This window comes from Bacillus sp. JJ1764 (assembly GCF_036962145.1).
In the GTDB taxonomy this organism is placed as follows: Bacteria; Bacillota; Bacilli; order Bacillales; family Cytobacillaceae; genus Neobacillus.
This window is the reverse complement of sequence record NZ_JBALNY010000157.1, coordinates 3,050-15,940: the sequence shown is the minus strand read 5'-3', so window position 1 is coordinate 15,940 and position 12,891 is coordinate 3,050. Positions and strand designations below refer to the sequence as shown.

General features: G+C 38.1%; 14 protein-coding genes. 2 read left to right on the top strand and 12 right to left on the bottom strand.

Annotated elements, in window-relative coordinates:
* Positions 1-367 precede the first annotated feature (367 nt).
* From V7083_RS19580 to yneA, 6 genes are all read right to left on the bottom strand, one after another.
* Positions 368-580, bottom strand: coding sequence for a YneF family protein (locus V7083_RS19580; protein WP_335481068.1), 213 nt, complete (start codon positions 578-580; stop codon positions 368-370).
* Positions 581-658: 78 nt separating this feature from the next.
* Entirely contained in the window at positions 659-1,099 is a 441-nt protein-coding gene (sirA, locus tag V7083_RS19575; RefSeq protein ID WP_335481066.1) for a sporulation inhibitor of replication protein SirA, read from the bottom strand.
* A gap of 200 nt (positions 1,100-1,299) precedes the next feature.
* Positions 1,300-3,306, bottom strand: a complete 2,007-nt coding sequence (tkt, locus tag V7083_RS19570; protein ID WP_335481065.1) for a transketolase — start codon at positions 3,304-3,306, stop codon at positions 1,300-1,302.
* A 237-nt stretch (positions 3,307-3,543) separates the two neighbouring features.
* Entirely contained in the window at positions 3,544-3,774 is a 231-nt protein-coding gene (locus tag V7083_RS19565; protein ID WP_335481063.1) for a DUF896 domain-containing protein, read from the bottom strand.
* A gap of 72 nt (positions 3,775-3,846) precedes the next feature.
* Complete coding sequence (locus V7083_RS19560) at positions 3,847-4,500, bottom strand: YneB family resolvase-like protein (RefSeq protein WP_335481061.1); 654 nt, start codon at positions 4,498-4,500, stop codon at positions 3,847-3,849.
* A gap of 11 nt (positions 4,501-4,511) precedes the next feature.
* Entirely contained in the window at positions 4,512-4,832 is a 321-nt protein-coding gene (gene yneA, locus V7083_RS19555) for a cell division suppressor protein YneA (RefSeq protein ID WP_335481059.1), read from the bottom strand.
* Positions 4,833-4,988: 156 nt separating this feature from the next.
* On the opposite strand from yneA, the gene lexA reads away from it, so the two are divergent.
* Positions 4,989-5,612, top strand: a complete 624-nt coding sequence (gene lexA / locus V7083_RS19550) for a transcriptional repressor LexA (RefSeq protein ID WP_335481057.1) — start codon at positions 4,989-4,991, stop codon at positions 5,610-5,612.
* 116 nt (positions 5,613-5,728) lie between these two features.
* On the opposite strand, the gene V7083_RS19545 is transcribed toward lexA, so the two are convergent.
* The 5 genes from V7083_RS19545 to hflX form a co-directional block, all read right to left on the bottom strand.
* Positions 5,729-5,887 (bottom strand): hypothetical protein, encoded by a 159-nt coding sequence (locus V7083_RS19545; protein WP_335481055.1) that lies wholly within the window; start codon positions 5,885-5,887, stop codon positions 5,729-5,731.
* Positions 5,888-6,898: 1,011 nt separating this feature from the next.
* Complete coding sequence (gene glnA / locus V7083_RS19540; RefSeq protein ID WP_335481053.1) at positions 6,899-8,233, bottom strand: type I glutamate--ammonia ligase; 1,335 nt, start codon at positions 8,231-8,233, stop codon at positions 6,899-6,901.
* Positions 8,234-8,259: 26 nt separating this feature from the next.
* Entirely contained in the window at positions 8,260-8,664 is a 405-nt protein-coding gene (locus V7083_RS19535) for a MerR family transcriptional regulator (protein WP_335481051.1), read from the bottom strand.
* 189 nt (positions 8,665-8,853) lie between these two features.
* Positions 8,854-10,125 (bottom strand): aminotransferase class I/II-fold pyridoxal phosphate-dependent enzyme, encoded by a 1,272-nt coding sequence (locus V7083_RS19530; protein WP_335481049.1) that lies wholly within the window; start codon positions 10,123-10,125, stop codon positions 8,854-8,856.
* A gap of 15 nt (positions 10,126-10,140) precedes the next feature.
* A complete protein-coding gene (hflX, locus tag V7083_RS19525; RefSeq protein ID WP_335481047.1) occupies positions 10,141-11,400 on the bottom strand; it encodes a GTPase HflX in 1,260 nt (419 codons plus the stop codon).
* Positions 11,401-11,556: 156 nt separating this feature from the next.
* On the opposite strand from hflX, the gene V7083_RS19520 reads away from it, so the two are divergent.
* The gene (locus V7083_RS19520) at positions 11,557-12,165 is read left to right on the top strand and encodes a trimeric intracellular cation channel family protein (RefSeq protein ID WP_335481070.1); all 609 of its coding nucleotides are present in this window, start codon (positions 11,557-11,559) and stop codon (positions 12,163-12,165) included.
* 38 nt (positions 12,166-12,203) lie between these two features.
* Here the strand turns inward: V7083_RS19520 and V7083_RS19515 are convergent.
* Positions 12,204-12,891, bottom strand: a 688-nt coding sequence (locus V7083_RS19515) for an AAA family ATPase (RefSeq protein WP_335481046.1), incomplete at its 5' end; no start/stop codon positions are given.

Here is a 12,891-nt window from a genome sequence, read left to right as displayed (position 1 = left end):
TGGTTTGTAGCTGATGTCTTAATTTAGTCAGTAATTCTATTTTCATAAATAGGACAGCTTTTCTTTGATTTAATATTGCCTTATTCTGACTAAGCTCTTTCTCTTGTTCCAAGATCTCATTAAGCCAAATTTTTGCTGATTCCTGACTATTCATTCTTATCACCTCCTATCCATTCTACCTATTTCTATATAATGGTAAATCTTTCCTCTAATCTAAGAAAGATGTAATAATTTAGACAAAATTTATAAAATGAAAAAACCACTTTATCTGAAAAATACAGATAAAGTGGTTTTGTTTGGAAAATGATTAATTTGCAATTCACTAAAGAATCAATTGAATAAGAGCTCTACATTGCAATTAAATCATTTATTTTGATTGCTTGTTCATAGCATTCATCATTTGTCTGATCTTCTTCTCAGAAGGCTTCATACCCATTTGCATCATCATGGTTTTAAGCATTTGCTCATTAATTGGCGGATTTTTCTTTAAATAGCTCATCATATATTTGCGAGCAATGAAAAATCCTAGTGCTACACCAGCTGCTAATGCTAGTATACCAACTAGAATGTACATACCCATTAAAAACTTCCTCCTTCATGTTGTCTACCATAGAACAGTTTACTAAATAAAACAGATTTAGACAATATTTCGTTGCATTTAGACAAATTTTCTTTCTTTTATTGGCTTTAACCAGCCAAATCGTTCATGTTCCAAATCGATTGCCAAAAAGGAAGACTCACATTTACGGAGCACCTCAAAAAACGCCGTCTCTGCCTCATAGCTTCCATGTGCCTCGATTAGAATGTAATCCTGATATACTTGAACTCTTGCCATACTTATTTTTCCACTTAATTCAAGTGTATATGCACCATGATCTGCTTTATATCCCTTTAATCTTCCAAGCTGTTTTTGAATAAGCTGGTGGATTTTTAGGACCTCAATTCTTCTCGTAATATAGGCAATTTGTTTTTTTATAATAAATTGGAGGTCACCGCTTGCTAGCTGACTTTCCTGGAATAGCTGAAAAAATATTCGCTCTCTTCCGAAGTAATGGGTGGCAAATTCATCTTCTATTAAATAAAGCTGATATTTTCTCACACAGACCTCTCCTTCGCTAGATTCCCTTTTATCTATTATAAAAAAACAGAATAGAAACATTTGTCTTACCGTGGCAAAAACTATTTCTTTTTTTGTCGATTACAAGGAATCCAATATCAATAAACCCACTCTGGAGATTAAATGAGATATTATAATACGCAAAAAAGAGAGTGGTGAGCCACTCTCTCTTTTGCTTTACATTATTGTTGTAAAAGGGCTTTTACTCTTGCAACCACGTTGGCAACTGTAAAGCCGTATTCTTCCATAATCTTTTCACCTGGTGCAGATGCTCCGAATGTATCGATTCCTAGAACATCTCCTTCATCACCAACATATTTATGCCAGCCGAAAGATGCCCCTACTTCGATACCTAAACGTTTCTTCACGTTTTTCGGTAAGATCTCGTTTTTGTATTCCTTTGATTGCTTTTCAAAGCGATCCCATGATGGCATGCTGACTACAGAAACTTGAACTCCCTCAGCAGCAAGAGCTTTTTGTGCTTCAACTGCTAGGCTTACTTCTGATCCCGTTGCTAGAAGCAGAGCATCAGGAGTTTCTTTTTCTGCTGCGGAGACTACATAAGCACCTTTTGAAACTCCTTCATAAGCATTTTGATCGGTACCTTTTAAGGTTGGTAAATCTTGACGAGTTAGTACAAGTGCAGTAGGTTGATTAGTTGACTCAACAGCTAATTTCCAAGCTGCAGCAGTTTCATTACCATCTGCTGGACGAATAATGGAAAGATTCGGCATTGCTCTTAAAGCAGCAAGCTGTTCAATTGGTTCATGGGTAGGTCCATCTTCCCCGACGGCAATACTATCGTGTGTGAAGACATACGTTACCGGTAAGCCCATTAATGAAGCAAGACGAATAGCTGGGCGCAAGTAGTCAGAGAACACGAAGAAAGTTCCACCAAACACTTTAACTCCACCATGTAGTGCTATACCGTTCATAGCAGCACCCATCGCGAATTCACGGACACCGAACCAAACGTTCCGGCCTTCATAGGAATCAGGCATGAAATCCTTTGAACCTTTTATCATCGTTTTGTTGGATCCTGCAAGGTCCGCTGACCCACCAATTAAGATTGGAAGATTTTTTGCAATTCCATTGATTACTTCACCAGAAGAAGCACGTGATGCTAACGCCGTTCCTTCAGAGTACACAGGTACATCCTTGTCCCAGCCTTCAGGAAGTTCATGATTTAAAACTTGCTCTAATTGTTTTGCTAATTCTGGATAGTCATTTTTATACTGAGCAAAAAGGTCATTCCACTCTTTTTCTTTCTTCTCGCCATTTTCAACAATAAGCTTTTGGAAGTTAGAGTAAACTTCTTCAGGTACATGGAAGTCCTTTTCAAAGGTCCATTTATAGGCTTCTTTCGTAAGCTTTAATTCATTGGCACCTAGAGGTGAACCGTGTACTCCAGAAGTGCCGGCACGATTTGGAGAACCATAACCGATTACTGTTCTAACCTCAATCATCGTTGGTCTATCTAAATCATTTCTAGCTTCTTCTAATGCTTTGGAGATTTCTTCTAGGTTGTTGCCATCCTCAACACGAAGGTACTGCCAACCATAAGATTGGAAACGTTCTTTCACACTTTCAGAGAAAGATTTATTTAAATCCCCATCTAGTGAAATATCGTTAGAATCGTACAGAACGACTAAACGTCCTAATTTCAAGTGACCTGCTAAGGAAGCTGCTTCAGCAGATACACCTTCCATAAGATCTCCGTCACCACAGATACTATATGTAAAATGGTTCACGAGTTCATATTGATCTTTATTATACACAGATGCTACGTGGCGTTCTGCCATCGCCATACCAACAGCCATAGCAATACCTTGTCCAAGTGGACCGGTAGTTGCTTCAACTCCTTCAGTATGACCATACTCTGGATGCCCAGGAGTTTTGCTACCCCACTGACGGAATTGTTTTAAATCATCCATAGATAGGTTGTATCCAGATAAGTGCAGCATGCTATATAACAAGGCAGAGCCATGTCCGGCTGAAAGAACAAATCGATCACGATTAAACCAATGAGGGTTTTTAGGATTATGGTTCATAAAACGTGTCCATAAAGCATATGTCATTGGAGCGGCACCCATTGGCATACCTGGATGTCCGGAGTTTGCTTTCTCAATAGCATCAATAGAAAGCGTGCGAATCGTAGTAACGGATAAATCGTCAATAGTATTAAACATAATTACATCCTTTCTTCATCTAATAGGATTTATAAGCACACATCATTAATATTATAGTGCATCTACATATTATTCAACACATTACAACAAATTAAGCTAGGAAAGTCATTTTGTTCTTTATTTTGACACAGAAGTGACTAATCTATGTAAAAAAGCTGCCCAAGAACAAATTGTTTTTCATCTAAAGCATAATCCATTGTGATGAAAAATTAATCTGTTCAAGACAGCATTTGTGTATTAATGTAATTTATTCTTTTTTATACGCTTTATTTTTTCTGGAGTAACATCGTTTCCTAACGGGTCGATAATAGTAGTATTGGTCAAAGTATCAATCATATTGGAACGAAATGCAGCAAGATACTCACTTCTTAGTTTTGATTGCTCTTTTGCCTCGATTTCGGTTAAGCCTGTCGCTTTTGCTTTTCTGGCTAATACATTAATTCTGGCAATTTTCTCTTTGGATAGCATAAAGCCCATTCCTTTCAAAAAATCTGTTTAGATAACAACAGATTTTACTAGAAAAAAGAGGCAATGACAAGATTATTGATTTTCTTCTTGTTCTTCCATATATTCTTGGTATCTACGATGAACAGTTGCTTTTGAAACAGGATACCCGAAACCTCTTAAGGTAGCTGCTATTTCAGCAAAGGTGAGCTTATTTTTTCTAAGCCTAACTACTTCATCGATAGGCATATCCAATTTTTCTCGTCCAGAATTTATCCCTTGGTTTGATAAGTTTTTCTGTGGTTTGTAACCCTGCTCAACAGCTCGTTTCATGCCACGTTTAATTTTCACATTATGTAATTTTCTTTGGTATTCCTCAACCATACCGACTATTTTCAGGACCATAGAATCTGATTCCGAAAGTTGTAATTCTCCATTATGTGAAATACTAAAAAGCTTAATTCCTTCTTTTAGAATGCAGTGTAAGATGGCGATTTTGGCATTACCCCTTCCAATTCTTGTTTCATCCTGAATTAGTACCGCATTAATGTTTTGATCCTTTATATGTTCTAAAAGCTGAAGAATTCCATCTCTCTCCAAATCATAACCACTTGCCTTTTCTTTAATAATGTTGACGATCTCAAATTGATGGAAATTAGCGAGCTGTATTAATTCTTCCTCTTGCCGTTCTAATGAAGTCTCCTGGGTTTCTTTATTGGTGCTTACACGACAATAAATAATGGCTTTCATTCTATTACCCTCTATTCATTTGCTACACTTGCAAATTGATTGGTCGTTTCGTCTTTACTTACTGGGATCATTATCTTCTCTCCAGGGTATATTTCCTCACCGATGTTTTCATTATATTTTTTTACCCAATTAACAAATTCCTCGTTAGAAAGCGAATGAAGTCCTGAATATTGTTTGGAAATCTTCCATAAGGAGTCCCCTTCAGAAACTGTTACTTTTACATATTTATCTTGATCGATCGTTTGGTTTTTCACAGAAAGTATGAATGCAAGAGAACAACTTAAAATAACAAGAATAATAGTAAATGAATATTTACTCCATAATTTTTTCATCATTAACACCTCTTACGGAATGTATGTTCGTTTATTTACTTTGATTATATTACGAACATTTGTTTGTTGTCAAGTTATTTTCGAACTTATGTTTGTATAACGATAGCGAACATGTTATAATTAAGGTAAGAAAAACCAGGCGAGGTGCAATTTATCATGGTAAAAATATCAAAGCGGCAGCAGGATATCCTGGAATTTATTAAAGAAGAAGTCAAAAGCAAAGGATATCCCCCATCTGTACGGGAAATAGGGGAAGCTGTTGGACTTGCCTCCAGCTCCACTGTCCATGGACATTTAGCTAGATTAGAAAGTAAAGGGTTTATTAGAAGGGACCCTACAAAGCCTAGGGCGATCGAAATTTTAGAAGTGGATGAGGCGGCACATATTCCTAAAAATAGGGTAGTAAATGTTCCTGTTGTTGGTAAGGTAACTGCCGGTCTACCAATTACAGCTATCGAGAATGTTGAAGAATATTTTCCTTTACCAGAAAGACTTGCTCCAGCAGATGAACATATTTTCATGCTTGAGATTATGGGTGAAAGTATGATTGAAGCTGGCATACTTGACGGAGATTATGTCATTGTAAAACAACAGCAAACAGCCAATAACGGGGATATTGTTGTAGCCATGACAGAGGAAGATGAAGCTACTTGTAAGAGATTTTTCAAGGAAAAGGATTATATTCGTTTGCAGCCTGAAAACTCTACAATGGAACCAATAATTTTGAAAAACCTTTCGATATTAGGTAAAGTAATCGGCGTTTATCGGCAGATTCATTAAAATGTATTAAACCGGCAGGTGCCGGTTTTTTGTTTTCATAGGTTCATAATCACTTACATATTATACAAAACATACACCTCCAAATTTTGGACTTTTACCTAAATTCGGGGGCGATTCTAAAAAACTCTATTTTTTTCACCGTAGGTCCGATCATATCCGCGATTTTGCAATTCAATGACTAATTGTTTTGCTTGTTCGTAAGTCGTTTCAACAACAAATTGATATGGATCTATTTCGGCAGGTTGTTCACCAGGTCCATATATTTTTCTTGGCAACTCCCTCACTTTTTATAGCCACGCTTTTCGAACTCTAATACCAAATCTCTTGCCTGCCAATACGCTGCATTTGGAATAATTATTTTAGGGAGACTCTTTCGCACCCCTTCCTGTTTTTTGGTAAATCCGGTATTTTCATAATTACTATACTGTAAGCTAGTTTCATTTAAATATACATCGATAAAAACAGATTGTAAAAATGATTTGTAGTGTCTATTTTTCTATTGATTCGACATAATAATATATACCATTATTGGAGTCAATTTTAGGATTAACCATTCCTTTTTTGGTTTCGATTGCTATATTTTTATCTTTAGTTACACCGGTAAAAATGACAAACTTCTTATTTGAAAGTGTTTTTGTTTCCCAACTTATTTTAGACACATTTACTAGGACGTCTGGATTGGCTCTATACCAAGTATATTTCCCGTTCCTTTTACTAATGTTCGAAACACCTAATCCTATTCCATTCTTTAATTGTTTTTTGTAAAAAATAAATAATTCACCGTTGTCCTTTACTTTACCTATAACATCTTTTTTATGAACGTTTTCTTCTTTTAATCCATAATTAATAGCTTTATCACATCTTCAAACCACTTTACTTTTTCATTTTCATTTGCCAAAACAGAACAACCAGTTGTAATTAAAACAATTAATAAAATACAAAACTTTTTCAAAACGAAATCAACTCCTTCATTTTGGTACTTTATTTATTCTATGTATTGGAAATAAAATCCTTTAGAGGTATATATTACTAACTTCTCGATATTAAAAGCCAGTAATCGAAGGACGAATATCGAAAGAAAAGTGGTATTCAGAGGTGTTTAGGAATAGAGCTCCAGAAATGGTCAATGTGAAATGAATGGAAATTGAATTGATTGATATGCACGAATAATATTCAAAAGATTTTAGGGATGAATTGTAAAAAACAATATTTACCTATGCCTCCTAGGCAAACTTCTACTCAAATAAAAAAGCCCCGACGCATTGAGCGCCAAGGCTTCCCCTTTATTAGTACATGCTCATGTACTGATCTCTTTCCCACTGATGAACGACGGTACGGAACATATCCCACTCAATCTCTTTTGCTTCCACAAAGTGTTCAAGAATGTGTTCGCCAAGACCTGCTACGATTACTTCATCTGATTGAAGTAATTCAAGAGCTTGAGCTAGTGTCGCAGGAAGGTCTACGATACCTTCTTCAATTCTCTCTTCTTTGCTCATCACGTAGATGTTACGATCTACTGGAGCTGGAGGAGTTAATTGATTCTTGATTCCATCAAGACCTGATTTTAATAATACTGCCATTGCTAGATAAGGGTTTGCTGCCGGGTCAACACTACGAACTTCGATACGAGTGCTTAGACCGCGAGATGCAGGGATACGAATTAATGGTGAACGGTTTTGTGCAGACCATGCAACATAACAAGGTGCTTCGTAGCCTGGTACCAAACGCTTATAAGAGTTTACTGTAGGGTTTGTTACTGCTGTAAAACCAGAAGCATGTTTGATAACTCCTGCGATAAATTGACGAGCCGTATCACTCAATTGTAAATCGCCTGTTGGTTCAAAAAATGCATTTTGGCCATTTTTGAATAAGGAAAGGTTGCAGTGCATTCCAGAACCGTTTACTCCGAATAATGGTTTTGGCATAAAAGTTGCGTGTAAGCCATGCTTACGAGCGATTGTTTTTACAACAAGCTTAAAGGTTTGAATTTGGTCACAAGCTGTTAAGGCATTAGCATATTTGAAATCAATTTCGTGCTGACCTGGTGCTACTTCGTGGTGAGAAGCTTCAATTTCAAAGCCCATTTCTTCAAGTTCAAGGACGATGTCACGACGGCAGTTTTCACCAAGGTCTGTTGGGGCAAGGTCGAAATAACCACCCTTATCGTTTAATTCTAATGTTGGTTCGCCTTTTTCATCTAATTTAAATAAGAAGAATTCTGGCTCAGGTCCTAAGTTGAAATCAGTAAAGCCAAGGTCTTCCATTTCTTTTAATACGCGTTTTAAGTTATTGCGCGGGTCACCAGCAAACGGTGTGCCATCTGGATTGTAAATATCACAGATTAGACGTGCCACTTTACCCTTTTCAGCAGTCCAAGGGAAAATCACCCAAGTATCTAAGTCTGGATATAGGTACATATCTGATTCTTCGATACGAACAAAACCTTCGATAGAAGATCCATCAAACATCATTTTGTTATCTAATGCTTTTTCTAATTGGCTGATAGGAATTTCAACGTTTTTGATTGTTCCTAAAATGTCAGTGAATTGCAACCGGATAAATTTAACATTTTCCTCTTTTGCGAGTTTTTGAATATCAGCCTTCGTATATTTCGCCATGATAAACCCTCCAAATAATAATTTATTTAATGGAAAAAGCGTGAAAGATCGCCTTGTCGTAATGATGAACGGTTAAATCTACCATTTGAGTGCATTAACTCGCTTCTCAGTAGTTTTCTAAGTTCTTCATCAGATAATTCGCGTTTTTCCTTTTTAACTTGTTGTTCAGTTTCACTAGCATGTTGCTCTTTTACCAAGAATAGTTGTTTAATTCCCGCCATGTTGACTCCTTGGTCAATTAGATCTTTGATCTCTAGGAGTCTATCAATATCATTCAAACTGAAAAGACGTCTGTTTCCATCGGTTCTGGCCGGAGAAATCAATTGATGCTCTTCATAATATCGAATTTGTCTAGCAGATAATTCGGTTAACTGCATAACGGTTCCGATTGGAAACAATGGCATGGAACGGCGAATTTCTTTTCCGCTCACTTGAATTTCTCCTCCTCTTTGCTAATTCATATTGCTATTATATTTGGTGTAAGAAAATATGTCAACAATATGTAAGGAAATCTAACATGGTTTTTTATTTAAAATTTTTTATTTGTTATATTTTTTCGAATATATAAATAGAACTTAAAAAGGACAGCCCTATTTATGAGCTGCCTTCGTATGTTTCCCTTATTTAAAATGTATTAATCCTTTTTCAACCAAAGAATCAATCCCCAAGAGAATAGCAATCTTTACATGGGAATATGTTAGCCCCCCCTGGACATAGACAACGTATGGCGGTCTTATAGGGCCATCAGCAGTAAGTTCAATACTGGCTCCCTGCACAAATGTACCTGCTGCCATGATCACATCATCCTCATAACCCGGCATATAATTTGGGTACGGGGTTACATAGGAATTTACCGGTGAGGCAAATTGGATTGACTGACAGAAAGCAACCATCTTATCCTGGTCATCGAATTGAACAGATTGTATTAGATCGGTTCGATTCGCATCCCATTTTGGGGATGAATTTAACCCTAATTCTTCGAGTATTGCTGCAGTAAAGACGGCTCCTTTTAAAGCCTGTCCCACTACATGTGGAGCTAAGAAAAATCCTTGGTACATATCCTGAAGACTATAAAGGGAAGCGCCAACCTCCCGACCAATCCCAGGTGCCGTCAATCGGTATGAACAGGCTTCTACCCATTTTTCCTTACCGACTATATATCCCCCTGTCTTTGCAATGCCACCGCCTGGGTTTTTGATCAATGAACCAGCCATTAAGTCGGCACCGACATGGCATGGTTCCCTGTCTTCTACAAATTCTCCGTAGCAGTTATCAACAAAAACGACTACCTCTGGCTTGATTTCTTTAACATACTTTATCATTTCCCCGATTTCATCGATTGTAAACGAAGGTCTAGTGGCATAACCTTTTGAGCGTTGAATGCCAATCATTTTCGTGTTTGGTTTTACTTTTTCTGTTACTGACTTCCAATCGATATGACCTGATTCAGTCAAGTCCACATGATTATAAGTAATGCCGAAATCCTTTAAGGAACCAACCCCATTACCGCGAATACCCACAATCTCTTCAAGAGTGTCGTAAGGCTTGCCTGTTATATACAGCAGTTCATCACCTGGCCGGAGCACGCCAAATAATGCCGTGGAAATGGCATGGGTGCCGGAAGTGATTTGTGAACGAACAAGTCCGGATTCTCCTCCAAATACATCCGCATATACAGATTCCAATGTATCTCTGCCCATATCATCATACCCATATCCAGTAGTGGGATTGAAATGAGATTCACTTACTCTGTGTTTTTGAAAGCTTTGTAAGACACGGAATTGATTAGCGTCGATTCTTTCATCGATTTCCTTATGTACAGCAGCAATTTGATGTTCAACCTTTTCAACAATCTGCTGCAGTTTTTCCCCATTTTTTAACTGATGAAACATATTTATAACTCCTAACTATACATTAAATTTCTCTAATTGCCCCGCAATTTGCGACTCGGGTAAAGAAAAACCTTTACACCGATAAAGCTGGGTGTCTTCATCAAAGGATAATTCCCTTAAGATGGTTTCATTTTTTAATTGAGAAAGCAATTTGCCTTCAGTTGAAGGCACCTTTACGTCATAGGGCTTCATCATCTCCGTGACGACCTTTTCCAATTTCACCTTTAAATCTTTACGATCCTCAGGATCGAAAGCGCTGATAAATACGGTTGGTGTTTCTGCTGTTGGGACAAAATCTGAGTGCTGGACGTCGCGTTTATTATAAACGGTTAATTGTGGAATATCCTTTACTTCTAAGTCTTTAAGCAGTTTATTGACCGTTTTTTCGTGATGAAAATAATCTGGATTGGACATATCGACCACATGCAGAATTAAGTCCGCTTCTTTCACCTCTTCAAGAGTGGAACGGAAAGCGGCAATCAGTGAAGTTGGCAGATCCTGTATAAAACCAACTGTATCGGTAATGAGGGAAAGAAATCCGCTTGGTAAAATTAATTTACGTGTCATTGGGTCCAATGTAGCGAATAGTTGATTTTCTTCATAGGACTCTGCTTCTGACAAGCGGTTAAACAGCGTAGACTTACCGGCATTTGTATAACCGACAATGGCAATTTGAAATGCTTTATTCTTCTTTCTCCGTTCACGGTACCGCTCCCGGTGCTGAACAATGACAGAAAGTTGACTCTTGATATCATCAATTCTACGTCTGATATGACGGCGATCTGACTCCAGTTTCGTTTCCCCGGGACCTCTCGTACCGATACCGCCTCCAAGTCTTGAAAGAGCGATACCTTGTCCCGCAAGACGAGGCAAGATATATTGAAGCTGGGCAAGCTCTACCTGAAGTTTCCCTTCTTTAGAACGAGCTCTCTGTGCAAAAATATCTAAAATTAATTGCGTTCTGTCAATAATCCGAGCATCCACTTCTGCAGCAAGGTTTCGTTTTTGACTAGGAGAGAGCTCATCATTAAAAATGACTAATTCAACTTCCAGTTCTTCCACCAAAACCCGTAATTCTTCCACTTTCCCTTTTCCAATATAAGTTGCTGGATGCAGCCGTTCCCGTTTTTGGACCAGCGTCGCCACCACTTCTCCTTGGGCAGTTTCGGTCAATGATTCTAATTCATCCATGGAATATTGAAAGCGCAGGTCATCATCTTCTTGTGTTTGACAACCAACCAGTATTGCTTTTTCCTTTGTTTCCTTTTGTTCCAAAAAGCATCCTTCCCTTCCAAAAGGCTCTAATTACCATGATAGCAAAAAAGATCACAATACTCTAATTTTCCATAAAATATGGTTGAAATATTTGTTGTCAGTGATAAAATTTTATCTAAAATGTAAAAAACATCTATGAGGGGAAAACGGAGAATGATGACTTGGGAAGTATTAAGTATGATTGGAACGATTGCCTTCGCGGTCAGCGGTGCGATCGTTGCGATGGAAGAAGAATATGATATTTTAGGGGTATATATTCTGGGTATAGTAACTGCTTTTGGTGGCGGAGCAATTCGGAACCTGTTAATCGGTGTACCAGTTTCCGCTCTATGGGAACAAGGTTTATTTTTTCAAATTGCGCTATTATCGATCACTGCTGTTTATTTATTTCCAACAAACATGCTGCGGCATTGGCAAAAATGGGGGAATCTCTTCGATGCCATCGGGTTATCAGCCTTTGCCATTCAAGGCGCTATGTATGCGGCTAATATGCATCATCCGTTAAGTGCAGTCCTAGTTGCGGCTGTGTTAACTGGAAGTGGCGGGGGGATCATTCGCGATTTACTAGCTGGAAGGAAACCGAGTGTATTGCGATCTGAAATATATGCCGTTTGGGCCATTCTTGCCGGTCTGGTCATCGGACTAAAAGTAGCCGATCGGACCTGGGAATTATACACGTTGTTCATCATCATTACAGTGCTGCGCATCCTATCCTATACATTTAAATGGAAATTGCCAACTCGCCGAATAGAAACCAATTTATAGTAGCAAAATCGACGGAACCCTTAGCTCCGTCGATTTTTTTAATCTTCATCAAACACTAAATCATTACTTCTTATCGTCATTAATTCGTGTCGATCATAAGTGTTTATCATCAGGAGTCGCATAGCCTGGGTCCTGATCGATTTTTCAATGACATTCCTGACATAACGGCCATTCGAAAAACTGGTGGGACTTAGGACGGCTTTGACCCAATTCAAGTGATCTTTCAGTTTTTTCTCGGCTTCATGGCTTAAGGCGTACTCTCGTTCCACTAACATTTTACCCCCAATTTCCATCAATTGATCAATGTTGTAATCGGGAAAATCTATGACCAGCGGGAAACGGGAATGCAAGCCCGGATTGAGGGTAAGAAAATAGTCCATTTCCCGTGAATACCCTGCAAGAATAAGGATAAATTCATGCTGTTTATCCTCCATATGTTTGACGAGTGTGTCGATCGCCTCTTTACCGAAATCCTTCTCCCCACCTCGCCCCAAAGAGTAGGCCTCATCGATAAAAAGGATTCCACCTTGTGCCTTCTTTACTAGATCCCTTGTCTTTTGAGCGGTGTGGCCAATGTATTCTCCTACAAGGTCAGCCCTTTCGGCTTCGATGAGATGTCCTTTGGAAAGGACATTCATTTTTTGAAACAATTTGCCAATCAACCTGGCAACTGTTGTTTTTCCAGTGCCGGGATTTCCTTTAAACATCATGTGAAGCGCCTGTTTT